The 26454-nt window shown below is 68.6% G+C and carries 33 protein-coding genes and 2 pseudogenes; 20 read left to right on the plus strand and 15 right to left on the minus strand.

Features of this window, described 5'->3' with window-relative positions:
* The first annotated feature begins 226 nt into the window (after positions 1-226).
* Positions 227-718, plus strand: coding sequence for a hypothetical protein (locus tag IPZ69_RS12645; protein WP_235454179.1), 492 nt, complete (start codon positions 227-229; stop codon positions 716-718).
* 174 nt (positions 719-892) lie between these two features.
* On the opposite strand, the pseudogene IPZ69_RS12650 reads toward IPZ69_RS12645, so the two are convergent.
* The 3 genes and pseudogenes from IPZ69_RS12650 to IPZ69_RS12660 all read right to left on the minus strand — a co-directional run.
* A pseudogene (locus tag IPZ69_RS12650) lies at positions 893-1009 on the minus strand (IS21-like element helper ATPase IstB); the annotation flags it as partial.
* 54 nt (positions 1010-1063) lie between these two features.
* Positions 1064-1474, minus strand: a complete 411-nt coding sequence (locus tag IPZ69_RS12655; protein WP_235454180.1) for a GntR family transcriptional regulator — start codon at positions 1472-1474, stop codon at positions 1064-1066.
* A 70-nt stretch (positions 1475-1544) separates the two neighbouring features.
* On the minus strand, positions 1545-2351 hold the full coding sequence (locus IPZ69_RS12660) for a DUF6461 domain-containing protein (protein ID WP_235454181.1): 807 nt from the start codon (positions 2349-2351) through the stop codon (positions 1545-1547).
* A 216-nt stretch (positions 2352-2567) separates the two neighbouring features.
* On the opposite strand from IPZ69_RS12660, the gene IPZ69_RS12665 reads away from it, so the two are divergent.
* Positions 2568-3014: a hypothetical protein gene (locus IPZ69_RS12665; RefSeq protein WP_235454182.1), complete on the plus strand. Its 447-nt coding sequence runs from the start codon at positions 2568-2570 to the stop codon at positions 3012-3014.
* Positions 3015-3268: 254 nt separating this feature from the next.
* Here IPZ69_RS12665 and IPZ69_RS12670 read toward each other — a convergent pair whose 3' ends face one another.
* Positions 3269-3643: a hypothetical protein gene (locus IPZ69_RS12670; RefSeq protein WP_235454183.1), complete on the minus strand. Its 375-nt coding sequence runs from the start codon at positions 3641-3643 to the stop codon at positions 3269-3271.
* 100 nt (positions 3644-3743) lie between these two features.
* On the opposite strand from IPZ69_RS12670, the gene sigJ reads away from it, so the two are divergent.
* The 7 genes from sigJ to IPZ69_RS12710 all read left to right on the plus strand — a co-directional run bounded on the left by sigJ (position 3744) and on the right by IPZ69_RS12710 (position 10294).
* A complete protein-coding gene (gene sigJ / locus IPZ69_RS12675; protein WP_235454184.1) occupies positions 3744-4664 on the plus strand; it encodes an RNA polymerase sigma factor SigJ in 921 nt (306 codons plus the stop codon).
* 443 nt (positions 4665-5107) lie between these two features.
* Positions 5108-5584: a hypothetical protein gene (locus tag IPZ69_RS12680; RefSeq protein WP_235454185.1), complete on the plus strand. Its 477-nt coding sequence runs from the start codon at positions 5108-5110 to the stop codon at positions 5582-5584.
* 60 nt (positions 5585-5644) lie between these two features.
* Entirely contained in the window at positions 5645-6523 is an 879-nt protein-coding gene (locus tag IPZ69_RS12685; protein ID WP_235454186.1) for a GNAT family N-acetyltransferase, read from the plus strand.
* A gap of 473 nt (positions 6524-6996) precedes the next feature.
* Complete coding sequence (locus tag IPZ69_RS12695) at positions 6997-7821, plus strand: MerR family transcriptional regulator (protein ID WP_235454187.1); 825 nt, start codon at positions 6997-6999, stop codon at positions 7819-7821.
* Positions 7822-8036: 215 nt separating this feature from the next.
* Positions 8037-8564 carry a hypothetical protein gene (locus IPZ69_RS12700; protein ID WP_235454188.1) on the plus strand — a complete coding sequence of 176 codons (528 nt, stop codon included), beginning with the start codon at positions 8037-8039 and terminating at the stop codon, positions 8562-8564.
* 43 nt (positions 8565-8607) lie between these two features.
* Positions 8608-9600 carry a peptidase gene (locus IPZ69_RS12705; RefSeq protein WP_235454189.1) on the plus strand — a complete coding sequence of 331 codons (993 nt, stop codon included), beginning with the start codon at positions 8608-8610 and terminating at the stop codon, positions 9598-9600.
* 232 nt (positions 9601-9832) lie between these two features.
* Complete coding sequence (locus IPZ69_RS12710; protein WP_235454190.1) at positions 9833-10294, plus strand: hypothetical protein; 462 nt, start codon at positions 9833-9835, stop codon at positions 10292-10294.
* A gap of 34 nt (positions 10295-10328) precedes the next feature.
* Here IPZ69_RS12710 and IPZ69_RS12715 read toward each other — a convergent pair whose 3' ends face one another.
* The 6 genes from IPZ69_RS12715 to IPZ69_RS12745 form a co-directional block, all read right to left on the minus strand.
* On the minus strand, positions 10329-11408 hold the full coding sequence (locus tag IPZ69_RS12715) for an FG-GAP repeat domain-containing protein (RefSeq protein ID WP_235454191.1): 1080 nt from the start codon (positions 11406-11408) through the stop codon (positions 10329-10331).
* Positions 11409-12109: 701 nt separating this feature from the next.
* Positions 12110-13105 carry a hypothetical protein gene (locus IPZ69_RS46940; protein WP_268834526.1) on the minus strand — a complete coding sequence of 332 codons (996 nt, stop codon included), beginning with the start codon at positions 13103-13105 and terminating at the stop codon, positions 12110-12112.
* Positions 13102-13449: a PadR family transcriptional regulator gene (locus IPZ69_RS12730; RefSeq protein WP_235454193.1), complete on the minus strand. Its 348-nt coding sequence runs from the start codon at positions 13447-13449 to the stop codon at positions 13102-13104. The genes IPZ69_RS46940 and IPZ69_RS12730 overlap by 4 nt, the downstream gene beginning before the upstream one ends.
* Before the next feature lie 201 nt (positions 13450-13650).
* On the minus strand, positions 13651-14469 hold the full coding sequence (locus IPZ69_RS12735; RefSeq protein ID WP_235454194.1) for an ABC transporter permease: 819 nt from the start codon (positions 14467-14469) through the stop codon (positions 13651-13653).
* Positions 14466-15431 carry an ATP-binding cassette domain-containing protein gene (locus IPZ69_RS12740; RefSeq protein WP_235454195.1) on the minus strand — a complete coding sequence of 322 codons (966 nt, stop codon included), beginning with the start codon at positions 15429-15431 and terminating at the stop codon, positions 14466-14468. The genes IPZ69_RS12735 and IPZ69_RS12740 overlap by 4 nt, the downstream gene beginning before the upstream one ends.
* Positions 15432-15461: 30 nt before the next feature.
* Positions 15462-16127 (minus strand): DUF4097 family beta strand repeat-containing protein, encoded by a 666-nt coding sequence (locus tag IPZ69_RS12745; protein WP_235454196.1) that lies wholly within the window; start codon positions 16125-16127, stop codon positions 15462-15464.
* A 232-nt stretch (positions 16128-16359) separates the two neighbouring features.
* On the opposite strand from IPZ69_RS12745, the gene IPZ69_RS47750 reads away from it, so the two are divergent.
* From IPZ69_RS47750 to IPZ69_RS12770, 3 genes and pseudogenes are all read left to right on the plus strand, one after another.
* Positions 16360-17094, plus strand: a complete 735-nt coding sequence (locus IPZ69_RS47750; protein WP_374293265.1) for a GbsR/MarR family transcriptional regulator — start codon at positions 16360-16362, stop codon at positions 17092-17094.
* Positions 17095-17274: 180 nt separating this feature from the next.
* Complete coding sequence (locus IPZ69_RS12765; protein WP_235454197.1) at positions 17275-18030, plus strand: alpha/beta fold hydrolase; 756 nt, start codon at positions 17275-17277, stop codon at positions 18028-18030.
* Between the two features lie 36 nt (positions 18031-18066).
* A pseudogene (locus tag IPZ69_RS12770) lies at positions 18067-18174 on the plus strand (VOC family protein); the annotation flags it as partial.
* A gap of 330 nt (positions 18175-18504) precedes the next feature.
* On the opposite strand, the gene IPZ69_RS12780 reads toward IPZ69_RS12770, so the two are convergent.
* The gene (locus tag IPZ69_RS12780) at positions 18505-18987 is read right to left on the minus strand and encodes a MarR family transcriptional regulator (protein WP_235454198.1); all 483 of its coding nucleotides are present in this window, start codon (positions 18985-18987) and stop codon (positions 18505-18507) included.
* 84 nt (positions 18988-19071) lie between these two features.
* Between IPZ69_RS12780 and IPZ69_RS12785 the strand changes: the two genes are divergently transcribed.
* The 6 genes from IPZ69_RS12785 (at position 19072) to IPZ69_RS12810 (ending at position 23353) form a co-directional block, all read left to right on the plus strand.
* The gene (locus IPZ69_RS12785; protein WP_235454199.1) at positions 19072-19932 is read left to right on the plus strand and encodes an NAD(P)H-binding protein; all 861 of its coding nucleotides are present in this window, start codon (positions 19072-19074) and stop codon (positions 19930-19932) included.
* Positions 19933-19961: 29 nt separating this feature from the next.
* On the plus strand, positions 19962-20519 hold the full coding sequence (locus tag IPZ69_RS12790) for a DUF1772 domain-containing protein (RefSeq protein ID WP_235454200.1): 558 nt from the start codon (positions 19962-19964) through the stop codon (positions 20517-20519).
* On the plus strand, positions 20516-21379 hold the full coding sequence (locus tag IPZ69_RS12795) for an alpha/beta fold hydrolase (protein WP_235454201.1): 864 nt from the start codon (positions 20516-20518) through the stop codon (positions 21377-21379). Before IPZ69_RS12790 ends, IPZ69_RS12795 begins: the two co-directional genes overlap by 4 nt.
* A gap of 172 nt (positions 21380-21551) precedes the next feature.
* A complete protein-coding gene (locus tag IPZ69_RS12800) occupies positions 21552-22031 on the plus strand; it encodes a VOC family protein (RefSeq protein ID WP_235454202.1) in 480 nt (159 codons plus the stop codon).
* A gap of 350 nt (positions 22032-22381) precedes the next feature.
* Positions 22382-22564, plus strand: coding sequence for a hypothetical protein (locus tag IPZ69_RS12805; protein WP_235454203.1), 183 nt, complete (start codon positions 22382-22384; stop codon positions 22562-22564).
* A gap of 15 nt (positions 22565-22579) precedes the next feature.
* Entirely contained in the window at positions 22580-23353 is a 774-nt protein-coding gene (locus tag IPZ69_RS12810; RefSeq protein ID WP_235454204.1) for a DUF2637 domain-containing protein, read from the plus strand.
* A 15-nt stretch (positions 23354-23368) separates the two neighbouring features.
* Here the strand turns inward: IPZ69_RS12810 and IPZ69_RS12815 are convergent, their stop codons facing one another.
* Positions 23369-23728 (minus strand): hypothetical protein, encoded by a 360-nt coding sequence (locus IPZ69_RS12815; protein ID WP_235454205.1) that lies wholly within the window; start codon positions 23726-23728, stop codon positions 23369-23371.
* A 49-nt stretch (positions 23729-23777) separates the two neighbouring features.
* Positions 23778-24353 (minus strand): TetR/AcrR family transcriptional regulator, encoded by a 576-nt coding sequence (locus IPZ69_RS12820; RefSeq protein ID WP_235454206.1) that lies wholly within the window; start codon positions 24351-24353, stop codon positions 23778-23780.
* An 84-nt stretch (positions 24354-24437) separates the two neighbouring features.
* Here IPZ69_RS12820 and IPZ69_RS12825 point away from each other — a divergent pair, with 84 nt between their 5' ends.
* Both IPZ69_RS12825 and IPZ69_RS12830 read left to right on the plus strand, forming a co-directional pair.
* On the plus strand, positions 24438-25319 hold the full coding sequence (locus IPZ69_RS12825; RefSeq protein ID WP_235454207.1) for an SDR family oxidoreductase: 882 nt from the start codon (positions 24438-24440) through the stop codon (positions 25317-25319).
* 156 nt (positions 25320-25475) lie between these two features.
* On the plus strand, positions 25476-25772 hold the full coding sequence (locus IPZ69_RS12830) for a hypothetical protein (protein WP_235454208.1): 297 nt from the start codon (positions 25476-25478) through the stop codon (positions 25770-25772).
* Positions 25773-25807: 35 nt separating this feature from the next.
* On the opposite strand, the gene IPZ69_RS12835 is transcribed toward IPZ69_RS12830, so the two are convergent.
* Both IPZ69_RS12835 and IPZ69_RS12840 read right to left on the minus strand, forming a co-directional pair.
* Positions 25808-26185, minus strand: coding sequence for a fic family toxin-antitoxin system, toxin component (locus IPZ69_RS12835; RefSeq protein ID WP_235454209.1), 378 nt, complete (start codon positions 26183-26185; stop codon positions 25808-25810).
* Positions 26185-26424, minus strand: a complete 240-nt coding sequence (locus tag IPZ69_RS12840) for a hypothetical protein (RefSeq protein ID WP_235454210.1) — start codon at positions 26422-26424, stop codon at positions 26185-26187. Before IPZ69_RS12840 ends, IPZ69_RS12835 begins: the two co-directional genes overlap by 1 nt.
* Between the last annotated feature and the right edge of the window lie 30 nt (positions 26425-26454).

Consider the following 26454-nt stretch of genomic DNA (forward strand, 5'->3'; position numbering starts at 1 on the left):
CGGCGGATCACGGGCTTCGGCTCAGCGCCGCGATACGTCCGCACCGCATGCCCACACAAACCCGACGGGTACTTCCTCGGGCGAACCTCAGGCCCTGATGCCACCCGAACGACACTGTGAGGTTCCTCGGTGCATCGATCTTTTCGTGATCAACTCTGACCGGACAAGCGGAAGTCACGCGGCCGGAAGTGCCGTATTACCCGCGATCGGCTAGGAGTGTCTCGGCATGCGTAATTTCGGATTGCTCGGTCGGAGTTCCGTGGCAGCCTTGAGTGCGGTTGTGTTCTCCGCTCCCCTGGCTTCAGCTGCTGCCGCCTCATCCCTGGCCGACGGCCAACAGGGCGAGCAGGTGCTGTCACTGATCGCGAAGACCACTCAGTTCACACCGAACGGCTCGGGCGATGCCCAGGGCAACGGGTTCACGCTCGCCAACGACCTCTACCGCGACGACCAGAGGGTCGGCTCCGGCGCCGGAGGCTGCACCATTGTCCGCCTTGAGGCAGGTGCGAGCACCGGCACCTTGCAGTGCCTCATCACCTTTGCCCTCAGCGACGGTGACATCACGGTCCAGGGCTTTGCTCCCTACGCCCCGCCGCCTCGCGACTTCAATCTATCGATCAACGGCGGCACGGGGAGCTACGCGGCAAGCCGGGGCTACGTGCACGGGCACACTGTGGACGACACGACCACCGAACTCACATTCCACATCACGCCCTGAACGACGCGCTCACCCCGGAAGCCGTGACGCCGAGCCTGAACAGGCGGCGGATGTGGGACGAGGTTGATGAGGCGCAGGCCGCGTTTATCCTCGGCGCAGCCTCCAGGATGATGAGGTCTGCAAGACTTGGCGGGCGCCGCAATCCGAGCGCGCCCCCTCCCGTGTGGCGCTCGGTCAGCTGGCCTGGGCTTGTTCGGCTTGGGCCTTGGTGTGAGCGAGGCGGTAGGACTCGCTGCCGGTCTGGATGCTGGCGCCGTTGAAAGTCGGCCGGTCGACGATGGCCGCGGCCAGCAGCTTCAAGGCCTGCCGGATGTAGTCGAGGCCGGAGGAACGCAGGATGGTGCGTCAGGGCCGGCGGGGTGGCGGTTCGATCGCCTCGATGCGAGCTGCCAAGTCGCTGTAGAGGGCTTCCAGCCTTCTCACCCGCTCGGCAAGGTCTGCTTGTGGTTCGCCTTCCGTGTGTTCGGGGCCAGGATCGAGAACGTACGTGTCCCGGTACTCGTCATGCAGTTGCAGGAGCCCGGCCCTGCGTAGCTCCCGGATTGCGTTGCCGATGTCGTCCTCCGGTACCCCGTATTGGTCCCGCACTTCGGAAACTGTCGGCAGAACGTCACCGAAGACGTAGCGGCGTTGCGCCAGGCCGTCCCGGATGTGGTGGACGAACTCCTCGCGTGCTTGTTCCCTCTCGCTCGTCGTCGGCCCCGGCAGACGGATCGTCTTCAGCTGCGAGGGCCGGTCGTACTTCCTTTCCGGCATCGTTCAAAGCCTCCCCCTGGTCGTCGACACCCTGCCCCGCTCCAGCGTCTCGGTTACGGCGCACTGCGGGTCAGGGAGCGGGCGATGAAGGCCCGCGGATGACAATCGGTTCTTCGGCCTCGGCGCGGGCGCGGGCCATAGCGCCCTCGACCTCGTCGCGGGTGACTTCCTTGTAGAAGCGTTCCCCGTGGGCGTCGGTGATGTCGATGACGATGCTGGTCCATTCCTCGGCGGGCTCCTCGGGTACATGCCCGAGCTGGTATTCGGCATCCCGGAGCAGTTCCTCCGTCACCCGAACCCCGGTCAGCCGCTCGGCGAGAGCGAAGACCGCCGCCTTGGTGTCGACGCGCCCGCTCGTCTCGCCCTCGTCGTCGGCAAGTTGGAATCCGACCTCACGCATCACCGAGTTGAGGGCATCGGGAGTGCTGCCGTCCCTGGCTGTGGGCCACTCGAAGGTGGTCCGAAGTACCCCGTCCTCATACCAGTGGAAGAAGTGCATGGGCTTGCCTCCATTGCTGGAGTGCACCACGGCGCGCCCGCCCGCGGACAGGGCCTCCAGGAAACGCGGCTGCATCCCCATGCCGCCGTCTCCGACGTGCAGGACGAGCGTCCAGTCGCCGCCTTCGCCCGGGACGGTGAACGCGCCGGCGATGAAGGACTCGTCCCAGTAGTCCGCCGGGTCGAGCAGTTCATCCCGCCGCTCGATCAGCGCGTCCGCGCCTGTGCACGTGCCTTGGGGTTCCGCCTGCATCACCCGTAGTACCTCCGTCGGGGCGACGCCTCGCACCAGGGTCAGGGTGTACCCGGTCTCCAGCGCGTAGCGGAGCAGCGGGGAGGACCGTATCCAGGCATAGTCATGTGCGGTCGCCGACGTCATGCGTCACAGTCTGTCTGCTGTCACTGACATGGCCGTGAAACAGGCGGGGCGCCGGCGCAGCCCGTGCCTCGTGGTTCGGGACGCAGGCCCGCACTCACCGGCCCTGACGACTGGCCACATAGGTGAGATCGGAGAATGTTTGTAGCCGAGTGCGAGAAGCGTTGGCTCGCCGTCGGAGCTTGGGGCACGCAGCAGCCAGCAGGACAGGAGTGCTCGGTGGGGACGATCCTCAAGGGGATGAGCCGCGTGCGGTGGCACGAGCTGACGCACGCCTACGGATCCGCACAGGACGTTCCGGGCCAACTGTCGAGGGTGGCGTGGGGCGACGCCAGGACGAGCGAGGATGCGCTGGGCAATCTCGGCCTGTGGCTCGGTGAGCTGGCTGTCTTCGACGCGACCGTCGCGGCGGTTCCGTTCCTGTGGGATCTCGCTGTCGCCGGGTCGGTCACCAGCCGGCCCGGAGTGATCGAGCTGCTGCAGGCGATCCTCGAACACGGCAATCAGCAGATCGAGGTGCAGCGTGCGGCACATCAAGCCGTGATCAGCGCCAGGGACACTGCGAACGTACTGGCCACCGACGAGAACCCGGCGGCACGGGCAGCGGCTCGCACCCTGGCGGCAGCGATCGACAGCCACACCTGCGATGCGTGCCATCCAGCCTGACTACCGTTGGCAGGCCCCGGCCCGCTCATGCCTCAGGCGGGAACTGGCCGCCAGTAGCTCCGGATACGGTCGGCCAGACGGGCTGCGGTGAGGGCCTATTCCCGGAGTGATCGGCCACTGTTCACAGCAATTGGTGACTTTGTGCCGAGCCCGGGAGACGGCACCTGCCGGAATCTGGCCGAGTGCTGGCACAAAGCCTCCAAACGTATCGAAGAGACGCCGCCCAGTTGATCCCGGCGGGCCCCGTATCTGACCTAGCGCCGGGCCAGCGCCAGCACACTCAATCCGAACATCAAGCAGCCCAGGGGGAGATGGACCGACGGGACGTGCGCGATGCCGAGTACGACCTGGACCGAGGCGAGTGCGAGGAAGCCTGTCGCGTGCCAGATGGGTCGGGGCGAGCCGCCACCCGGCTTCCACGCCAGCACCGCCGCGAGCACGTACAGCATCGTCGCCCCGTACATCACTCGGGCTCCGACACTGTGCAGCGTCTCTCCGTAGGACGCGGTCAGCAGCAGTCCGGCGGAGACCGCTTGAAGGAAGATGGTCAGGGTCTGCAGGGCGATCGCGATCTGCAGGAACGAGGAGCTGCGCTGTGCGTTTGCCGTCGTCGTCAGCTCAGTGGCCATGTCACAGTCCCCTTTTCCCGCCCTCGGGCAGTAGATCGATAAGGTCTCACCAGCCCGACGACGCGGGCCTGCGAAAGGTAAGGCGGGGGCGGCCGGAACCATGGGGACTGTCGGGACCAGCACGGATGAGATAGCCGGCGAGCGACGCCAACTGATCAATGTCGCCTATCGGTTGCTCGGTTCCGTGACCGAGGCCGAGGACGCCGTACAGGACGCCTACGCGCGCTGGTACGGGCTGCCACCGAGCCGGCAGGAGGAGATCCTGTCCCCCGGCGCCTGGCTGACGACGGTGACCGGCCGTATCTGCCTGGATCTGCTCGGGTCGGCGCGGGCCCGCCGTGAACGCTATGTCGGCGCGTGGCTGCCCGAGCCGCTGCCCGACCGTACCGAGTGCGAGCACGCGGACGGCGCCAGGCCCACCGGCCCCGCAGACCCCGCCGACCAGATCGTCCAGGACGAGTCGGTGGCCATGGCCTTCCTCGTCGTCCTGGAGTCGATGACGCCCGCCGAGCGGGTGGCGTTCGTCCTGCACGACGTCTTCCGGTACCCGTTCGCCGAGATCGCCGGCGTTCTCGGCCGGACCCCTGCGGCCTGCAAGCAGCTGGCGGCCTCCGCCCGGCGGCGGGTGAGTCCCCCGCGCGCTCCGGTGACGGCGACCGGCCAGGCCGACGTGGTGCGGCACGTCAAAGAGGCATGGGAGACGAAGGACATCGCAGCCCTCGTGGGTCTCCTCGACCCGGCAGCCGTGATGACCGCCGACGGCGGCGGCATGGTCGGCACCGTCCTGCGCCCGGTCGAAGGCGGCCCGCGCATCGCCCAGTACATGCTCGCCATCGCCGACAAGGCTCCGGGACTCGAACTCCTGGAACGGTCGGTCAACGGTGTGCCGGGCCTGGTGGCCCAGAGTGCCGGCGTCGTCATGACCGTAGCCTCGTTCGATGTCTCCGAAGGGCGCGTCACCCGGATCTGGGCGGTCCGCAACCCGGAGAAGCTGCGGCCGTGGGCGCGGGAGGGCTACTGAGGTTTTCGGTCCAGGGTGACGTCGTGGCGGGACGCGATCAGCTCGCCCTCCTTGTAGGCCACCCCTCGCAGAACGCCCACCGGTGGTGCTGCAACGTCCACGTGAGAGTCAAGTGGTGATTACGCTGTGGCCGTTGATCTACGTTGCGGTTGGGGCCCGCTTGGGGTGTGAGCGGGTGGGGCATCACTACGACGTCCGGAGGGTGCTGCAGGATGAAGGGTGATCCCAGCCGCGCCGGCAGCTCGCGACGTCGGGCGTCGGTGGCGTGCGGCCTTGTCTTGATCTTGAGTCTGGCCATGACCGGTTCCGTGCCGGCAACGAGCGCCGAGCAGGGTCCCAGGCCGCGGGGATGGGCCCGGCTCTGCGACTCGTCGTTGAACGGGCCTGCCTCTGAAGCTCTGGTACGCCTCACCGGGCGCAGGCACGTGCAGGAGTACCCGGGGATGCACGCCTCGCTCGCAAAGGCTGCTGACAGTGTGCGGGGATGGGATGCGGACGGCTTCGGTATCTGCACGCTCTACACCCGGAAACGGTACGCTCCGGCAGAGTTGGAGATGGCCGCCGACGTCTGGGTCGGCACAACCTCGTACCCCGTGACGAACAGATCGGGCGAAGAGGGTTACCTGTATTTCGGTATGGGAGAGACCACCGAAACCTTCGCTGTCGCCGGAGCTGTCGCCGGCCGGTCTGGGCGTCGCGCATGGCTCGACTTCCACTGTCAGGGCATGGGGCGGGACTCGGTACGGATGGCACTCACGGTCCACTCGACCTTTCGCGGCGATGCCCGCCGGCAAGCTGTCGACATGGTGACCGTGGTCCACTCCGTGGCCCTGAAGTTCAGTGAGGAGCTGGGGTGCGGCCCGGAGACGGAACTACCGGCAATGCCGCCGACCGAGCCGATCGAGGAGGCCGCACCCTGACATCACCCGAGCCGAAGTCCTCCGCGAGCGGCTGCCCCAGCGCATCAGGGATCATGCGGCATGCGCCCGGATGACTGGCACCTCACCGAAGACGTCCACGACTTTCTCGCCCGAGCCGGAGACTTCCTGTGCTCGCGCCCCGTCATGCACAACACGCCGCTGACAACGCTTGAGAAACTGCGGACGCGTGGTGCGGACGCATACGGCGCCGAAGCCACCGTCTTCGGCCGGCTGGAGTCAGGGGGCGAGGTCCGCGCCATCTTCTACCGCCTTCCGACCCAACGTCTCACCCTCACCACCCTCTCCCCCGAGCAGGCCGACACCCTCGCCGCCCGCCTGGCCGGCCTCGGCCACTCCTTCTCCGGCGTCACCGCGGACCACGGCACGGCCACCGCCTTCGCCGGGGCATGGCAGCGGCGCACGGGCGCGGCGCCGGTACGCGACTGGCGGGGCCGTCTCCATCGGCTCGGCACGCTCACCCCGCCGCGGCCGCATCCGGAAGGTCAAGGTCGCGTCCTGGGCGAGCAGGACCAGGAGCACCTCATGCGCTGGTGCCGTGAGTTCGCCGCGGACGTCGGGGAGGCCGTATCCCTCGACGCCGCGTCCTGGGCTGGCACGCGCTTCGCCGAGAAGCGCTATACGTTCTGGGAGACCCCGGGCGGCATGCCCGTCTCCATGGCGGGCGTGAACCCGCTGGTCGGTGGCCAGGTCCGGGTGGACCCCGTCTACACCCCAGCCCACCTCCGCGGCTGCGGCTATGCGGGCGCGGTGACGGTCGAGGTGAGCCGGGCCGCGCTCGCCGCGGGCGCCAAAGAGGTCGTGCTGTTCACGAACCCGGCCAACGCCACCAGCAACGCCCTCTACCAGCGCCTCGGATACGTCCCGGTCGCCGACTTCACCGGGTACACCTTCTCGTACGACGCACCAGAAGCCGACTAGACGGGTGTTCCTGCCGGGACGGCTCTCAACAGCGACTCAAGCGACCGAGGAAACGAATTGGCCTACCTGGCCAAAAATGGGCAGTTCGGGGGTGCGATGCCTACATGCCGGTTCAGGACAGGCGGCTGAAATACTCTGGCCATGGATGCCGGGGGATGAGCGGTACACGATTGGTGCTGCGTTCTGCGGTGGCGGCGGACATCGAGGTGATCGCGGAGTTGCGGGCCAGGGTCATGCCTGCGGACCTGGAACGCCTCGGGCGCTATGACGAGGACCGGGTACGGCAGCGGTCAGGGCCGAGGATCGGGTCCGCTGTGCTGCGCACGATCCTGGAGCGAACGGACGCGCAGGGCATGACCTGGGACGGTGCGACGGCCTCGGCTCGGTCCGCGAGGCGGTCTTCCTTGAGTACGCGAGCGCGCCAGTAGTCTCTTGACCCTGCCACCGTGTGAGGGCCGACACTCGAAGGCGTCATGTTCACCATCGGAGACTTCGCCAGGCATGGACGTGTTTCTGTTCGCATGCTCAGGCACTACGACGCCATCGGTCTGCTGCGCCCCGCGCATGTCGACCAGTCCAGCGGCTACCGCTTCTACGAGGCAGCCCAGCTGTCCCGGCTCAACCGGATCGTCGCGCTGAAGGGCCTCGGCTTCACGCTGCAGCAGGTACGGACGATCCTCGACGAGGACATCAGCGTCGAGGAGTTGCGCGGAATGCTGCGACTGCGGCGCGCCGAGCTGCAAGCGGCCCTGGCGGAGGCGGCGTCGGGCCTGGCCCAGATCGAGGCGAGGCTCCGGTCGATCGAGAACGAGGGTTCCATGCCCCAGGAAGACGTCGTCGTCAGGCAACTTCCCGCGGTCCAGCTGGCTGAGCTGAGCGCGATGGCCACGAGCTTCAGCCCTGACGAGACCGGCCCGCTCATCGGCCGGCTCTTTGACGAGCTGCGCCTACGGCTCAGCTCTGCAGGAGTCGCTCCGACCGGCCCCCGCACCGTCTACTTCGAGACCCCTGACGAAGACGACTACGGGATCGTCGTGCACGTCGGCCTCCCTGTCCCCGCGGGAGTCACCGAACACGCGGACCTCCAGGTCGTATCGCTGCCCCCGGTGGAGTGCGCCGCCACGATCGCGCACCGCGGTATGGCGCACGGCTTTCTGAGCACCAGCCAGCTACTCGTCCGCTGGGTCGACGCGCACGGCTACCGGTTCGACGGGCATGCGCGGGAGGTCATGCTCAACTCCTCCGAGAATCCGGACGAGTCGGTGGCCGAGCTGCAAGCGCCCGTCGTCGCGATCTGACCTTGGCCACTGCCACGTCGCCATCGTCAAAAAGGCTGCCCAATCCGGTGCGTGGCCTCACGAAAGCCGCCCCGCCCCAGGACAGGTGAAGCACTAGGCCGTCCGGCCCCTCTGATTGCCCCTATAGCGCGATGATCGTCAGGGCTTGTTCGGGCGTTGACGACTCATTGGATAGATATGGCGCGCTAGATGATCACGTGGTCGGAGGAGCAGGCATGAAGGTTCGCAACGGTGTGATGATCTCGGTCGCGGCGATCGGGGTCGTCATGGCCACAACTACCCCTTCGACGGCTGCCGATACGGTGACCACCTTCACGGTGACCGCAACAACAGGTCTCACCATCAGCGCGCCCGGAACCGCATCGCTTTCGTCGGCCGCTCCGGGCGGCTCGGCGACCGGCTCGATCGGCCCGGTGACGGTCAACGACCAGCGCTCCCAGCTCGGTACCACCTGGACCGCCACCGTGGCGCTGAGTTCCGCGTTCACGACGGGTGGAGCCACGGCCGCCGAGACCATCACGGGCAGCAGCGTGACGTACGACCCCGGCTCGGCAACCTCTGAGACGAACCCGCCGCACACCGCCGGTAGTGCGGGGACCCTGGCCAGCGCCCGCACCGCGTTCTCCCGGGCCAGTGGCGACGGCGCCAACTCCGTCACCTGGAACCCCACGTTGACCGTGGCCGTGCCGGCATCAAAGGTATCGGGTAACTATTCAGGGACCGTGACGCACTCCGTGGCCTGAGGCCGAAGCTGTGCACAAGTCAAAAACATCGTCCCTTCGCGCCGTGACCGCGGCCGTGGTCGTCCTGGCGGGTTCCGTCGCCCACGCGCCGACGGCGGCCGCCACCGCGGACTCGTCGACCGATACCGGGTACGTCGGTTTCCGGCTGCTCGAAGCCCCCGTCGTGCGGCATGACGACCCACGGGCGTTGAAGTACATCGTCGACCATCTGAAACCGGGAACCGTCATCTCACGCCGGTTCGAGGTGGCCAACAAGTCCAACACCGGACGGGAAGTGCAGCTGTACTCGGGTGCGGCGCGGATCAAGCACAACAGGTTCGTGTTCGCCGAGGGCAACCGGCCCAATGAACTGACCCGGTGGACCCGGGTCAGGCCCTCGATCGTCAGGCTCAAGCCGTGGGAGAAGGCCGAGGCGAAGGTCACGATCAGGGTGCCGGATGCAGCGAGGCCGGGAGAGCGCTACGCCGTGGTGTGGGCGCAGAGCGAAGCGGCACCGGATGCCGAGCACAACGTCGGCTCCATCATGCGCGTGGGCACCCGGGTGTATCTGGACATCAGCAACAGCGGGGAGTACGCCGACTTCCGGATCAGCAAGATCATCGCTCTGCGCGACAAGAAAGGGGTGCCGAGTATCGTCGCCCATGTCCACAACACGGGAAAGCGGGCGCTGGATCTGAGGGGGAAGTTCAGCCTCTCGGACGGCCCCGGCGGGCTGAGCGCCGGTGCGCGTCCGGTCACCGAGGGCACCACGCTGCCTCCCGGCGGTTGGGGAACGGTCAGGGTGGACGGTCTGGACAAAAGTCTGCCCGCCGGACCGTGGACGGCGCGCATGGAATTGGAAAGCGGAATGGTGCGCCACAGCCTTTCCGTCCGCCTGACGTTTCCGAAGCCGGGCGGTTCGTCCGTCTACGACATTGTCATGTCGTCCGACCGCAGACTCTGGGCGGCCGGTGCTGGAATTATGCTGGCCGTCAGCGCAGCCTCCATGTCGTTCGTGCGATACCGGCGCCGACGCGCGGCCAGAAATCGGACGTGAGTTCTCCGTACGTCCTCTCGGGAGTGAATCTGGCGGAGCCAATTGAAGATGGCGGCGGACGGCGCCTTCCGCTCGTCGAGAATGCAGCGAACTCGTCGGGTGAGTAAAAGGAGAATGAGTGGGTTCGCGATCCCTCTCATGGCCGCGCGTCTCTTTGCGAATCGGCATCGGAGGAGTGTTGGGTGCGACCGGTCTGATTCTGCCTCCGGGGGAATCTCAACAGGCAGAGGCCATGACGACCACCGCGCTGTTCACGATTCCCGAGGCGCTCCTTGCCCCCGCGGTCACGGCTCCGGCGTCGGCCAACATCGGGTCGGCGCAGCCGGGAAACACGACGACCGTGCAGATGGGGCAGGTGAAGGTCACGAGCAGTGGCGTGATGCGCTGGACCGCGACGGTGTCGGCCACCAACTTCACCACCGGAAGCGGTCTTCCCAGCCAGACGATCGCGCGAGGAAACCTGTCGTACTGGTCCGGTCCCATCGTGACGAAAACGGGGCCCGGAACCCCTGTTCCCGGTCAGCCGACCAGCGCCGACAAGGTGGCGCTGGACACGGCCCGTACGGCGTTCACGTACAGCACGGTCAACACGAACAGCAGCACGGTGATCTGGCAGCCGACGCTGGTCATGACGGTGCCCGCCAGTGCAGTGGCGGGCACCTATACCGGGACTGTGACCCATTCCGTCGCCTAGCTGCCGTACAGCAGACCGCCGGGCGACGCCGGCGTCACGGGGTCGTGGTGTTGAGCAGGACGGACACCGTGTCATCGGTGTAGTTGGCAGTCGTCACGTCAGGGCGCGAGTCCTCGTCGAAGTCCCCCACGGCAACGCCGAACGGCGCCTCTCCGACGGCGAAGTCGGCCTTGGTGTCGAAGGTGCCGTCTCCGTTGCCCGGCAGCACGGAGACCGTGGCGTCGGCGGTGTTGGTCGCCACGAGGTCGAGGTTGGTGTCGCCGTCGAAGTCCGCCACCTCCAGCGAGACCGGCGCGTTGCCCACCGTGTAGTCGACCTTGGAGTCGAACGTGCCGTCGCCGTTGCCCAGCATCACCGACACCGACGCGTCGTCCAGATTGGGGACCGCGATGTCGAGGTTGGTGTCGCCGTCGAAGTCCGCCACCTGGACGCGGGTGGGTTCGCCCCCGGTCCCGTAGTCGGTCTTGGTGTTGAACGTGCCGTCGCCGTTGCCCAGCAGCACCGACACCGTGTTGTCGCTGTCATTGGAGACGACCAGGTCGAGGTTGGTGTCCTTGTCCACGTCCTTCGACACGATCGAGAACGGAAAGCCTCCGGTGCCGTAGTCGACCTTGGTGTCGAACGTGCCGTCACCATTGCCCAGCAGCACCGACACCGTGTTGTCGGCGGTGTTGGAGGCGACCAGATCGAGGTGACCGTCCTTGTCGAAGTCACCGGCCTCCACCTTGTAGGGGGCCAGTCCCGTGCCGTAGTCGACCTTGGTGTCGAACGTGCCGTCACCATTGCCCAACAGCACCGACACCGTGTCACCGCCCAGGTTGGCGACCGCCAGGTCGGGATCGGTGTCCTCGTTGAAGTCACCGACCACGACACCGGCCGGATAGTTACCCGTGCCGTAGTCGACCTTGGTGTCGAACGTGCCGTCGCCGTTGCCGAGCAGCACCGACACCGTGTCGTCCGCCGAGTTGACCACGGCCTGGTCGACGTGGCCGTCCTTGTCGAAGTCGCCCACGCGCACCGCCTGAGGTGTGTCCCCGGTCGCGTAGTCGGCATGGGTGGCAAAAGTCGGGGCGGCGGCCCACGCGGTGCCCTGAGCCGTGAACAGCACGGTCACGGCAGCCAGAACGGGGAATAGGTACCTTCGGTTTCTCCGGGCCTGCTTGACGGGTCTCTCCTGCGGCATTTCTTTCTCCTTCGCCTGCATACCAGTCCGGGAGCAACGACCCGAGTCGTACCGCAGTGCTGACGACCCACCAGGCTGCTCGATTCCCGGCCTTCAGAATGACATTCATGCACCTCCGCCCGGCAGCAGTAACACAATCCGAGAAAAGGCAGCCCGTCGGCGCAGAGAATTGGCAGCGGCCGGACTTCGCTGAAGGGTCCCCCGAGGGAACAATCCGCCACTCTGAAAGCCCTCACACGGTCCCGCACCACTGACATACCGTCAATGGAAAATGAACCGCCCAAAGGAGCGAGTTGGCGCACGAAGACATTTCGCGAAGGTGGTGAGAAACTCCTCGGCGCGCGCCGGAGCGGACAACGCGGGCGGCACGGCCCGGGGCATGAGCGAGTACGCCCGAGGACAACCGGTTCTGGAGGATTCCGCAAGGAGCGCGAGGACGCCGGCCAGCAGGATGAGCCCGGCGCCGTACATGGCGTACTGCGCGACGTCGAGCAGTCGGCGCACCAGGTCCGGAGTCGGCCCAGGCTGGGGTGGGGAGCCGCAGTTGCGGGCCCTCCGGAGGAGTACGCGCGGCCGTCGCGCCGCGGTAAGTGGTCGCGCGGGACCGGCGGTGGTCCTGCCGCTCTACCCGCCTACCGCGATCCGGGCTTCGCGGATCGGTCGCGCAGCAGGTGCGTGGTGAGAAGTGCCAGGTCCGTTGCCAGGGCGACAGCGGCCAGGGCCGTCTGCCAGGCCGGGCCTTCGGATACGACGTTGGACACCAGGTAGCCGAGGAGGATGACCGCGAGGGCCGTCGCCTGGACGTCGTTGCGCGTCCACCACTGTGCGCGGGGGGCCGACTCCTCCTCGGCGAGCTTGAGCGCGTACAGCTCCGCGGGCCCGAATTCGTCCTCGGGGTCACGTCCGGTGGCTATGAGGTGCTGGGCCGCCTCCCGGGTGAGTTCGGCGGACCGGGCACGGGAGAGTCCGTGCCGTTCTTCGAGCAGGCGGGGCAGGTCGATCAGCCAGTTCTCGGGGTGGGTCCGGCAGTTCATGGTGGGCCCTTCGCGGTCGGCGGTCGGTGAGAAGCGGGCGGCTCCCCAGAGCAGCAGGACGCCCAGCACGCACAGGGCCGGGGCGGGGAGCCGGCCGAGGGAGGTGGTGGGCAGGGTGGTGAAGGCCGTGGCCGCCAGAACCAGCGCGGCAAGGGTGGCCGCTCCCCAGCCGGCGGCGCCGCGTGCTCGGGAGCGTGCGAGGCTCGCCGTCAGGCAGGCGCTCAGCAGGGCAACGCCGGTGAGCGCAACACCGGTTGTGCCGGCGAGGGTCAGGGACAGCATGGTGCCGTATCCGGCCCACAAGCAGGCGCCGGCCAGGACGGCGGCGATGCCTGTCCGGGTGACAGCCGCGAAGGCGTGGTCCGCGCGGGTCAGGCCGTCCCAGCGTCGGCCCGTGCGTTCCTCGGGCGGAATGCGGTCGCGGACGACCGCGGCCGCGTACTCCTCCGGCTTGCCGAATGCGTCCTCGGGTGTCTCACCGCTGTGTGCGCAGTGCTGCTCCACCTCGTCGAGGACCAGGCCGGCGGTGGCCCTGTCCAGCGACTGCGCCGCCAGCGCCAGCCTGGCTTTCCAGCGGGTGTCCGTATCGGTCACGGCTCCTCCTTCGTTCCCTGCCGCAAGAGTTGGTCCATCGAGTCGGAGAACCGCTGCCAGTCGGCGGCTTCTTCGAGCAGTCGGGCCCGTCCGGCGTCGGTGAGCCGGTAGACCTTGCGGCCCGGTCCGCCCTCCCCGGGCTCCCAGCGGGCCTCCACCAGCCCGTCCGTCTCCATCCGGCCGAGCACCGGATACAGGGCGCCGCCGCGGATGGTGCCGAATCCGTGGGCCGCCAACTGCTGCACCAGCGCGTACCCGTGCTGGTCGCCCTGCGCCAGTACGGCGGCGAGCGCCAGCGGCAGCACGCCGCGCAGCCAGCCGGATGAGGGTTCCTGCACAGGCATCCCCGTACTCTCTCCTGCTCTCTACTCCAAAATCTTGACTAGTTCGGATTCAGAGTAGTGGTCTTGTCGATCTCGTGTCCAGGCACGGCCGGTTCGGGGCGTGGCGCGCACACGAACGGGGCGGCGCACTCCGACGGGGTGTCGGTGTACGCCGCCCTCGGGTGGGACGGGCTGCGGGGGTGGCCCGCGTCGTCACGGCGGTTACTTCGGGTCGTTGTCGAACTTCGCGGTCGACCAGAAGTAGCCGAGCACCGCGAGGCCCAGGCACCAGGCGACGGCCAGCCAGCCGTTGTTGCCGATCTCGGTGCCGAGCAGCAGGCCGCGCAGGGTCTCGATGGCGGGCGTGAACGGCTGGTACTCGGCGATCGGCTGGAACCAGCCCGGCATCGAGTGGAGCGGGACGAAGGCGCTGGACAGGAGCGGCAGCAGGATCAGGGGCATGGCGTTGTTGCTGGCGGCCTCGGCGTTCGGGCTGACCAGGCCCATACCGACCGCGATCCAGGTGAGCGCCGTGGCGAACAGGACGAGCAGTCCGAACGCCGCGAGCCACTCAAGGACGGTGGCATCGGTGGAGCGGAAGCCGATGGCCACCGCGACGGCGCCCACGAGGACCACGCTCATGACCGACTGCAGCACGCTGCCGACGACGTGCCCGACGAGCACCGAGGGACGGTGGATCGCCATCGTGCGGAAGCGGGCGATGATGCCCTCGGTCATGTCGTTGGAGACGGAGACCGCGGTCCCGATCGTGGTGCTGCCGATGGTCATCAGCAGCAGGCCCGGCACGATGTAGGCGATGTACTTGGCGCGGTCCGGTCCGCCGCTGCCGATGCCCGCGCTCATGGTGTCGCCGAAGATGTAGACGAAGAGCAGCAACAGCATGATCGGGGTGAGCAGCAGGTTCAGCGTGAGCGACGGGTAGCGCCGGGCGTGCAGGAGATTGCGGCGCAGCATCGTGGAGGAGTCGCGTACGGCCAGGGCGAGCCGGGTCGGGCGGGCGGGAGCCAGGGGGGTGCTCATCGGACGGCCTCCTTGGACTGGTTGGGGATGCCGGCGCCGCCGCCGGTCAGGGCGAAGAAGACGTCGTCGAGGTCGGGGGTGTGCACGGTCAGCTCGTCGGCCTCGATGCCGGCCGAGTCCAGCCGGTCGAGTACGGAGCGCAGCTCGCGCTGGCTGCCGTCGCTCGGGACCCGCAGGGCGAGGGACTCGTCGTCCCGGGAAGCCCCGGGCAGGGCGGAGGCCGCGCCCTGGTACGCGACCGGGTCGGTGAAGCGGAGCCGGACGTGACCGCCGGGGACGATCCGCTTCAGTTCCTCGGCGGTGCCCTCGGCCGCGATCCCGCCGTTGTTGAGCACGGCGATGCGGTCGGCGAGTTCGTCGGCCTCCTCCAGGTACTGGGTGGTGAGGAAGACGGTGACGCCGCCCGTGACGAGCTCGCGGATGATCTGCCACATGTTGTGCCGGGAACGCGGGTCGAGGCCGGTGGTCGGCTCGTCGAGGAAGATGATCCGCGGGTTGCCGACCAGGGTCATGGCGATGTCGAGGCGGCGCTTCATGCCGCCGGAGTAGGTGGTGGCCGGCTTCTTCGCGGCCTCGGTGAGGTCGAAGCGCTCCAGCAGCTCGGCGGTGACCCGCCGCCCCTCGCGCTTGGAGAGGTGGTGCAGGTCCGCCATGAGGAGCATGTTCTCCTCGCCGGTGATCAGGCCGTCGACGGCGGAGAACTGTCCGGTGACACCGATCGCGGCGCGCACGGACTGCGGGTCGGCGGCGAGGTCGTGACCGCCGACGCGGATGGGGCCGCCGGCCGGATCGGGCGAGATGAGGGTGGAGAGGATCTTGACGACGGTGGTCTTGCCGGCGCCGTTCGGACCGAGCAAGGAGAAGATCGTTCCTTCCTCGACGGCCAGGTCGACGCCGTCGAGCACGGTCTTGTCGCCGTAGGACTTGCGCAGCCCGTTCGCCGCGATGGCCAGGTCGGTCATGAGTAGTGCCCCCTCTTACTGACTGCGGATTTACAGGCTGCGAGCGGTGATGTCGCCGTGCGAGGTGGTGGCGCGGATGTCGAGTTCGGCGGTGCCGTCGTTCTTGAGGGCGTTGCTGATACGGCCGTGGCCGGTGCCGGCGTCCAGGGCGGCCGAGACGCCGGCCGCGGCGCCGACCGAGATGCTGCCGGACTGGGTGCGGAGCACGACCGTGCCGCGCACGGCCTCGGCGATCCGGATGTCACCCCGTGCGGTGCTGATCTCCGCGGGCCCGCCCAGCCGGCCGACCTCGACGTCGCCGTCGACCGCGGTGAGGCGGACGCTCGCGGCCTCGTCGATCTTGACCTGGCGGTACGCGCCTTCGAAGGCGACGTCGCCCAGGCGGCCGACGCCGCGGAGCTCGGCGGCGGCGGTCCTGGCCTCGATGCGGGAGCCGGCGGGCAGCTGGATGGTCACCTCGACGGATCCCGAGTTGCCGAGGATCCGGTTCTTCGTGGCCGGGGCCTCGACCCGCAGGACGCCGTCGCCGTAGGCGACCTCGATCTCCTCCGCCGCCTTCACGTCGCGGCTCTTGGAGGCATCCGCGGGCAGTACCTCGACCGTGGCGTCGGTCCGGTCGGCGGCGATGAACCGGATGCGTCCCGCGGGGATGTCGAGGACGGCGAAGACCGGGGCGGGGGTGTCGAACTTCTGCATCGTGCGCTCCTTGAGCTCGTCGTTTCCGATGACGGAAAAGCTACGTTGCATTCATAGATTCGGCAACGCCGTCGTTGCGCAAGATTGCCATCATCGCAGGTGAACGCATGGAAATCGTTGCAACGGTTTTGAATCTAACGCAACAGCCTGCGCGTTGCTCGTTGCAATGGATTGGGAGTGAACGCTATGCTGGAGGCACCAGGAACCAGGGAAGAGCACGAGGGAGACCGCGATGCCGGGAGGCAGACTCACCCAGCCGGAACGCCAGCAGATCGCGCTGGGACTGGCCGACGATCTCGCCTACGCGGAGATCGCCAGACGCCTCGACCGGCCGACCTCGACGATCACGCGCGAGGTCATGCGCAACGGCGGCCCCACCGCCTACCGCGCCGACCTGGCCCACCGCGCCACCGAACGCCGCGCCCACCGCCGCAGGCAGACCACGCCCCGGGACCCGAACACCCCCGCACAGGCCCACGGACGCGACGCCGACGCCGTACGCGAGTACGAGGAGGCGTTCACCACCCTCCTCGTGCAACAGGGCCTGCCCAAGATGATGTCCCGGGTGCTGACAAGCCTCTACACCACCGACGACGGCAGTCTCACCGCGTCCGAACTCGTCCAGCGCCTCCAGGTCAGCCCGGCGTCCATCTCCAAAGCGATCACGTTCCTCGAAAGCCAGGGACTCATCCGCCGGGAACGCGACGAACGCCGCCGCGAGCGCTACCTCGTCGACAGCGACGTCTTCTACCAGTCGATGATCGCCGCCGCCCGGTCCAACGCCCAACTCGCCGAGACCGCACGGCAGGGTGTCGGCGTCCTCGGCCGCGGCACCCCGGCCGCCGCCCGCCTCGAGAACATCGCCCGCTTCGTCGACTTCGTCTCCGAGAGCCTCGCCCGCGCCGCGGAGCAGGCCCGCGACATCCTCTACACGAAACCGGAAACGACCCCGGACAGCACCGACTGAGCCGCGTTCAGATGAGGACCTGGGGGACCGGAACCATGCCGCACAGCCATCGCGCCTCGTTCCGGGGTCAGCGCACGAGGGTGTGGACCGGGCTGCGCCAGAAGCGGCTGGAATCTCCCCCAGGGGGAGGTTCTACCGTCCTGACCGACCGCACGGGCGATGCTTCGAAAGAGGTCTGTCATGACGACGTTTCTGCTGGTCCCGGGGCTTTTCATGGGTGGCTGGGCCTGGGCGGCGGTGGCCGCCGAGCTGACCGCGCGAAGACACCGGGCGGTTCCGGTCACCTTGCCCGGGCTGGCCGAGCGGGCGGGTGAGGACCCCGTCGGCGTCGGGCTGGGCGAGCACACCGACGCCGTGGCGGCGCTGCTCGACGCCGAGGGCCCGGGAATTGTGCTGGTGGCGCACAGTTACGGCATCTTCCCCGCCCTCGCGGCGGCCGACCGGCGCCCCGGACAGGTCGCCCGGGTGGTGTTCGTGGACACCGGCTTCCCGGAGCCGGGTGAGTCGGTGGTGGCGCAGATGCCGCAGCTCGGCCTGCTGGACCGCGCCCTCGACGGCGTCGTCCCGGTGCCCGAGGAGATCCCGGCGGTGCACGCCGTCCCGCCGGCGGAGCTGGAGCGCTACCACCGCCTGGCCACCCCGCACCCGGTCCGGACCGTCACCGAACCGATCGAGCTGACCGGCGCCTGGCTCAAGCTCCCGACCACCGGGGTGTTCTGCCTCGCGAACGGTCTCAGCCTGGAGTTCGCCCGCACGCTGCACGACACCGGCCTGCCGCGGTTCGCCAAGCTCGCCGAGCCCGGAGTCACGTTCTTCGAACTGGCCACCGGCCACTACCCGATGCTCTCCACCCCGGTGGAGCTGGCCGACGTCCTGGTGCGCGCTGCGGCCGGCGAGGGTGTCGGCCTGTACGAGGGCCGACCGTCCGCCATCTAGAACAAAAATAGACCCAGTTGTTTCCTATCGTCGCTGTTGTCAGCCGACTTCAGCGAGAGAACCGCGATGCCCGAGCAGACCAGCACCGCGCCGGAGGGCTACACCACCGTTGCTCCCTGGGTCGTCACCGACGACACAGGGGCCCGGGGCGGCGTCATTCAGGGGATCTGTCCGGTTTGATCACGTGACGCCCAGCGTGGCGAGTGGTGGGGTGACGTCGCGGGCGTGGTGGCGGAGGCCCGCGGCGATGTTGGTGTGACCGGTGAGCCGGAGGGCTCCGATGGCGAGGTTGCGTAGGGCGGCCGAAGGGGGTGCGGGGGATGTTATGTAGCAGTGGAGCAGGCGGTGCGGACAATGATGCGGACGCGGGTTTCGTGGAGACCGAGCAGCACTGAGTGCTGCGCTGAGGGTCGAGGGGAAGCCGGGAAGGCAGAGGAGCTGGCGATTGAGGCGACCCGGCCTCTGTGGATGCCGTCAGTTGCCGGCCAGTCCCTCGGCCGCGTTTCGCCCAGCGTCGGCGGTACGGCGGAGGAAGTCGGCGAGCCGTTCGAGCGCGGCGTCGTCGAAGTCGGCGCAGATCTGCTCCACCGCGGAGTTCATCCCGGCGAAGAGCTCCAGCAGTTCGGCGTTGCGGTCGCGCAGGGCTCGGACCAGGAAGGCCCGGCGGTCCGCCGGGTCGCGGTCGCGGGTCACCCAGCCGGCGCGTTCGAGCCGGTCGAGAACCCCGGTCGTCGTGGCGGCGTGCAGCCCGGCTCGTCGCGCCAGGGCGGTCGGGCTCAGCGGACCGTGGGTGTTGATGAGGTCGAGGCAGTCCAGGTCGATGTCTTTGAGCCCGAGGCGGGTGCTGACCCGGCGGTTGAGCAGAGTCAGCTCGGCGCCCAGCTCGCGCAGTCCCTGCTTGACCTCGACCGTGGCCCGTCGACGGCGAGCCGCATCCCCAGATGCTACGGGAACCATAATGTACGCCTCTCAAATCAATATGCTACGGTTCTCGTATATTACGGCACTCGAACGACGGGGCCGGAGCGAGGGGGCATCGACATGATCGTGGTGATCGGAGCGACCGGGAGCGTCGGACGTGAAGCGGTGAACCTCTTGCTGGAGGCCGGCGAGAAGGTGGTGGCGGTAACCCGCGATCCAGCCGCCGCCGTGCCCGGTGGTGCGCAAGTAGTGAATGGGGATCCGTCCAGGCCGGACAGCCTCACAGCATTGCCGGACGGCATCGAGGCGGTCCTGCTCAGCCCGCGCGCTGTCGGTGGAGCCGCCGCTGAGCTGCTGTCGCTGGCCGCGGCTCGGGGCGCGCGACGGGTGGTGGTGCTGTCAGCCGCGACCCTGGAGCACCCTGCCGGCCACCGGCGGTTCGCCGACGAGTTCAGGGCGGTGGAGGAAGCCGTCAGGGACTCCGGCCTGCAGTGGACGTTCCTGCGGTGCGCCGACTTCGCCGCCAACGCGCTGGCCTGGGCTCCACAGATCCGCGCGACCGGCGTCGTGCGTGGCGCCTACGGCGACGCGGCGACCTCGCCGATCCACCAGCGCGACATCGGTGAGGTGGCCCTACGGGCACTGGCGGGCCCCGGGCACGCAGTGCACGCGGGGCGCGCCTACCTGCTCACCGGCCCACAGTCACTCGACCAGCGGGACAAGGTCCGCATCATCGGCGAAGCCATAGGCCGGGACCTGTCCTTCCAGGAGCTTGCTCCCGAACAGGTCCGCCAGGCCATGCTCGCCCAGGGCCTGGCCGAGGACATCCCCGACCGGCTTCTTGGCTCCCTGGCCGACTATGCGAACGCGCCGGGCCCGTCCACGGGCACCGTGGAGCAACTCCTGGGCCGCCCCGCACTCACCTTCGCCGCGTGGGCCGCCGACAACATCGCCGCCTTCGCGGCCCCGACCGGCTCATGAGCCCACGGCCGCGACAGGGAGGAACAAACGTGCCGAACAGTCCGGTTGCCAAGGTCGCGCGGTGGGCCAGCCTGTTTTTCTCGGGCGTCTTCGCGGGCTTCCTCGTCGCCGTGCTCGTCCTCGAACTGTCCCTGCGGGGCTTCGACCGTCACGTGTACACCCAGGTCCGCCAGGTCGAACTCGATTCGCTGGACAAGCTCGCGGTCGTCACGCTCCTGCCGGCACTGATCACCACGGCATTGCTCGTCGCCTTCACGTTCAAGGCGAGAGGGCTCACCCCCTGGTTGACGCTGGTGGCCCTCACCTTGCTGATCGGGATCCTCGCCCTGACGCTCGTGATCAACATGCCCATCAACGCCGACCAGCTCGACTGGAATGTGCAGGCGCCGCCCGCGGACTGGGCGACCGTACGTGATCACTGGCAGATCGCCCACGGCGTGCGGACAGGCGCGGCCGTGCTCGCGTTCGGAGCCTTGATCGCCAATGCGACGGGAACATCGCACGGCACCCACCAGGCGACACCGACGTCGCCGCACCACGGACTCCCCGCCGCATCAGAAGATTCCCCGCTGCACCGACGGAAATGAGGGAGATCGACATGAGGGAGATCGAACTGTCCGCCGGGACAATCGAATACGAGGACACCGGCGGCGACGGCCCTACGGTTGTGCTCCTGCACGGGCTGATGATGGACGCCTCGCTGTGGGACGGACCGATCGCCGACCTGTCCGCCGACCACCGGTGCGTGGCACCGACGCTGCCGTTCGGCGCGCACCGTCGTGCGATGCACGCCGACGCCGACCTATCGCTGCCCGGGGTGGCACGGCTGGTCACGGAGTTCCTCGACCGCCTCGATCTCCACGACGTCACCCTCGTCGGCAACGACACCGGCGGAGCACTTGTCCAACTCCTCATGTGCGACGACGCTGCACGCGTGGGACGGGCTGTGCTCGTCTCATGCGATGCGTTCGACAACTTTCCGCCAGGACTGACAGGCAAGACGCTCGTGCTCACCGGCAAGCTCCCGCCTCGGATGTTCGGGCTGTTCATGCAGCAGATGAGGCTGCGGCCGCTCCGGCGCCTCCCGATCGCGTTCGGGTGGCTGACCCTGCGCGGAGACGCCGCCACCGCCCGGTGGACGAAGCCGGTCATGAAGCAGCCCGAGATCCGCCACGACGCCGTACGAACACTGCGAGCCGCAGCGGCAGACACCAACCTCCTGCTTGCCGCTGCCGAACGTCTGCCGAACTTCAAGTACCCCGCCCTCGTGGTCTGGGCAAGCGGAGACCGCGTGATGCCACCCGAGCACGGCCGACGCCTCGCCGAACTCCTCCCCCACGGACGGCTGGTCGAGATAGCGGACAGCTACACCCTCGTCCCCCTGGACCAGCCGGCAAAACTCGCACAACTCATCCGGGAGTTCACCCACGCATCCGACGCAACCTAGGACGGAACCGCAGCCGCGTAGCCCGACTTTGTACCTGCCAGTCAAGAACCGATTCTCAACGCACATCGGTGCAGACAGGAGCAAATAATCATGGTCAAGGTAGGACTCTTAGCGGCCTGGATCCGGTAAGCGCGCCTGGATCAAGGCTCGCTCGCGCCGCAGGGCGGCGTGAATGACGCCGCCCTGCACAGGGGCCCTCCTCGATTTCATCGCACAGGCGTTCGACGGTGAGGAGCTCGGGCGGGTGCTGACCGAGGACGGCTTGATCGGGCATGGTGAGATCCGGGTCGGCGACACCGTTGTTCTGGCCTTCGACCGACACGCTGACTGGCCCGTCATGCCGAGCCTGCTGCGCGTGTTCGTCGCCGACGCGGACGAGGCGTTCTCCCGAGCCCTCGCGGCCGGCGGCCAGGTCGTCACTTCCCTGGCGGACAACGCCTTCGGACAGCGCGGAGGGCGTATCAAGGATCCCTTCGGCAATATCTGGTGGGTGGTCAGCCACGTCGAGGACGTCGCCGAGGAAGAGATGTGGCAGCGACTGCAGGACCCGGCATACGCCGAGGCCATGCACGTGGCTCAGGAGACCCTCGACGCCGAGCTCAGCGGTCGACGCCACGGACGCAGCAGTGCACCCGTCAGGACGACCGGCTGACCCGATGACCCTGGTCCGACCCGGCTGAACCGGGCCTGCTGCCCGACCGTGACCGCGCGTTCCGGCGAGCCGCGGCCGCCTGGTCGACGACCCTGTCCTCCGTCGGGCGCGGGTCGGCGAGGAGGCGCGCAGTCGGACAATTGGTGTGGGTTATTAATTAAGAAACGCTCTCACCAGCGTTTATCCTACGCCAGGGTCACTCATTTGCCGCGCATCTGGAGGAGGGGAAGCGGTGTTATCGAGGTATGACCAAAGAATGGCCCCACGACTTGCCTCGGCGCGGCGCGAGGACGGACAGCCCGCTCGCGAGCCGCGATATGACAGCAGGTAAATATACTTACACGCCTGGCGTGGCCTATTCGGCGCTCGGGGCCCGCGGCATCCTGCGGCGGGGGGACGGCGCACGGGTCGAGCTCTCGGTCACCGAGCCGCTGCTCCGGGAGTTCCTGACGCTGCTGGAGTCGGCCCAGGAGGAACTGAATCAGCGGTGGAACGGTCAGGGGACGCCCGGCCGCCACGTGGAACACGCGTAACGGGGGCGGATTTCCATGAACCACGAGTATGCGGATCCCCTCTTTGTGCGGCGTGATTTGTATTCCGATGCGTACTCTTACGGGCCGGGCCCGGAATGGCAGGGCGGTCCCGGCAATGCCGTGCACTCGGGGACCCCGTTGGTACCACCCGACTCGGGCTGGGACCCGGTCGAGGAACTCGCCTATCTCCTCCAGGAGGCCGGGCCGACGGAGCAGGCGACCACGGTTCCGCCGCTGCGCAGCGAGCCGTCGCAGGGCGTCGACCTCGACGACCCGATGGAGAACCTGGCGCAGATCACCGCCCAGTTGCCGCCCATCCGACATTCCTCTGCCGGGCACCGGAAGGTTCGAGTCCGGAAACTCCGCCAGGTCGGGTGGCTGCAGACCGGGAGCTACATCATCGTAGCCATCGTCGCCGTCATCGTCGCCATGGTGAGTGTCTTCGGCGGCATGGTGGCCTACGCGCCGTTGCAGAACATCCCCGCCGGTTCGAAGACCGGGGACGTTCCCTGGTGGCCTCTTCTCGTGTACGGCCCCTGGATGGTCGCCTCTTTGTCCATCCTGCGAGCTGCCCTGCATCAGCGGCGAGCCATGCATTCGTGGTTCATCGTTCTGCTGTTCTCGTCCGTCGCGATGATGCTGTGCGTGGCCCAGGCCGAACGGACCTTCACCGGCGTCGCCGGAGCCGCCCTGCCGTCACTCGCGTCTCTCGCCTGCTTCCAGCAACTCGTCCGACAAATCACACTGACCCTGCCGCCACGACAGAGCACGCGTTCCCACCGGCGGTAGCCCGGAGTCGAGGACTCAGCTCTGCAGGAGTCGGCCGGCATGCTCGGCCTCGTCGTCCAGGACGCGGCCGCGACGTGCGCTGCGCAGCCGCCAGCGGGTGGTGACTCCGTCCGGGCCGTCGAAGCCGGGCTGGGACAGGGCCGCCTCGATCCGGCTACGGACCTCGGCCTCGGAGACCGGTTCGGCGACGAACAGCACGCGCAGCCGCAGCTCGTCGCCGGAGCGCGTCGCGCTGGTGTGGTGCGGTGCCAGCGGACACGGCGGCTCATGCTCCCAGTGCCCGCACAACGCGACCGTGACAGCCGCACCGGGCGCGCCCACGTCGCCGCCCGGTTCCATCAGCACCACCGCTTCGTGGACGAACGCCTGCCGCATCAGGTCAGTATTCACCCGGCCTGCCCGCCCCCGCACCGGCGAAGCGTGGTCAGGCTGGGGCCTGGGCCGCGAGTGCGGTTCTCAGGTGCCGCAGCGAGTCGCGGAGGGTTGCCCGCAGGTCCGACGGGGACGCGGTGGTGGTCCAGTGGGCGTAGGCGACCTTGAAGACGGCGATGCCCGTTTCGGCGGTCAGGCTCGCGGTGAGGTCGGGGACGCCTCGGGCGCGCAGGGCGTCGGCCATCGTCGTGACCAGGGCGGCGAGTTTGGTCAGCTCGCGCTCTCGCAGGTCCGGGTTGGCCGAGACGATCGCTTCGCGGAGTCTGACGCGCTCGGGGTTCTCCTGGAGCACGGCGGCGAAGGCTTCGAGGGCGGAGGTCACCACGTCGACCGGCGGAGTGCCGGGGGGTGCCTCGGCGACCGTGCGGGCCAGTAGGTCGTGGGCCATTTCCGTGCCCGCGAAGAGGACTTCGCGCTTGTCGGCGAAGTGCCGGAAGAAGGTGCGCTCGGTCAGGCCGGCCCGTGCCGCGATCTCCGCCGCCGTCGTCTTCTCGAAGCCCTGCTCGGCGTAGAGCGTCAGCGCTGCCTGTGCCAGGCGGCCGCGCGCGTTCGGCTCCCATCGACCCATGCGGTGATCATACGTGATGACAGTTACTGACATCAGAGCTATGGTGATGACAGTTACTGACGTCATCGGTCGGAAGGTTCTGTCATGCGCGTATTCGTCACGGGTGCGTCCGGGTGGGTCGGCTCGGCGCTCGTACCCGAACTCATCGGCTCGGGGCATCAGGTCCTCGGGCTGGCCAGGTCGGACTCCTCGGCCGCCGCCGTCGCCGCCATGGGAGCCGAGGTGCTCCGCGGCGACCTGGAGGACCTGGATGCCCTGCGTGCCGGGGCGATCGGCTGCGACGGGGTCGTCCACCTCGCCTTCATCCACGACTTCACCCGGTTCGCGGCCTCGATACAGGCCGACGCACGCGCCGTCGAGGCGATCGGCGCCGCCATCGAGGGCTCCGGCAAGCCGCTGGTCATCGCCTCCGGCACGCCGGCCGTACCCGGCAGCGTGGCGAGCGAACGCGACGAAAGTGCGCCCGGTTCACCCGCGGCGGGCCGGGAGGCGACCGCCAGGGCGGTGCTCAAGATGGCGGAGCGCGGTGTGCGGTCGTCCGTCGTGCGGCTGCCCCGTACGGTGCACGGCGACGGCGATCACCACGGCTTCATCGCCCGATTGATCGCCACAGCCCGTGACAAGGGCGTGTCCGGCTATGTCGGCGACGGGAGCGGTCGCTGGCCCGCGGTGCATGTGCTGGATGCCGCGAGCCTGTTCCGGCTGGCGGTGGAGCAGGCCCCGGCGGGATCGGTGCTGCACGCGGTCGGCGACGAGGGCGTGCCGGTTCGGGAGATCGCCGAGGTCATCGGGCGGCACCTGGGGCTGCCCACGGCTTCCGTGCCGGCCGAGGACTTCGGTTTCCTGGGCCAGGTCCTCGCGGTCGACCAGCCGGCGTCCGGCGCGCTGACCCGCGAGCTGCTCGGGTGGCGGCCGGCCCGGCCGGGACTCGTCGAGGACCTGGACAAGGGCCACTACTTCGGCTGAGGAACTGATCCTTCCGGATCTCTTGGCGATCACTCGTCCGGCTGTTTGACTGCGCGGATGACGAGCTTTCTCTGCGGTCTTCTGAGCGTCTTGTTCGGGGCGCTGTACCACCACAGGCGAGTGCGGCGAGCCCTGGCTCGGGCCGATGAGGGGCGCATGGTTCGCTTGCCGGTCTCGGCCAAGCGGCCGGGGGCGGGTTTCCGGTGGACCATCGGCTGGGTGTGGGCCAACGCCGGGGAGTTCGCATGGGAGCCGCGCTGGCCGTGGGCGCGGCTTCGGGAACTCCCGGCGGATCTGCGCCCTGTCCGGACACGCCAGGCTCAGGGGTTCGAATCGTGGGTGATCCCCTACGACGCCGTGGTGATCGAGTGCGAGTCCGGCGAAGGACCGACCTGGCTGGCGGTCCTGCCGATCCAGGTGGACCGTACGCTCGCGATGATCAACCGCGGCTGACCGCGGATCCTGTGGTTCGACCACGGATCCGTGGTTCAGGTGGGCTGCGGCCAGGTGCGCAGTTGGGCCGCGATCCTCGCGGCGGTGCAGGACGGGTCGCGCAGCAGGTCGCGCAGGGCCACCGCGTCCTCGCGGGTGGGCTTGACCGGGATGCCGGAGGCCTCCAGGTACATCACGCCCGTCGCCGCGGCGACCGCCATGTTGGAGCGCTCCAGCCAGCGGCAGCGGCCGAGGACGTGCACCAGGGCGGCGGCTCTGGCATACGGCCCGTCGTAGACGGGCTGGTCCAGCAGTTCGGCCTGGTGGCAGGCGACCGCGGCCACCGGTACCCCGTAGTCGTCGGGGGACGGATCGCCCGCGCCGGCGATCTCCGCGACCTGGAGGATCCAGGGGACGTCGATGTGAAGGTCCATCAGGCGGCGTGTGCTCCCGGGGTGTGGCGGTCGGCGTCCTCGGCCTCGTCGAAGACCGCCTGGTGCTCGTCGAGGAAGCGGCGCGCGGCGTCCAGGCCGCGCTGGCGCAGGCCGTCGGTGTCGTCCCGTACGAGCGAGGCGATGTAGTCGCCGACGCTCAGTCCGCGGTCCTTGGCGCGGGCCTTGGCGAGTTCCGCGATCTCGTCGTCGACGCGTGCGCCCAGCTGTGTCTTCGCCATGGCCCGATGGTAACAGCTGTTACCAGGCGG

The organism is Streptomyces olivochromogenes, assembly GCF_021538895.1.
Lineage (GTDB): Bacteria > Actinomycetota > Actinomycetes > Streptomycetales > Streptomycetaceae > Streptomyces > Streptomyces olivochromogenes_A.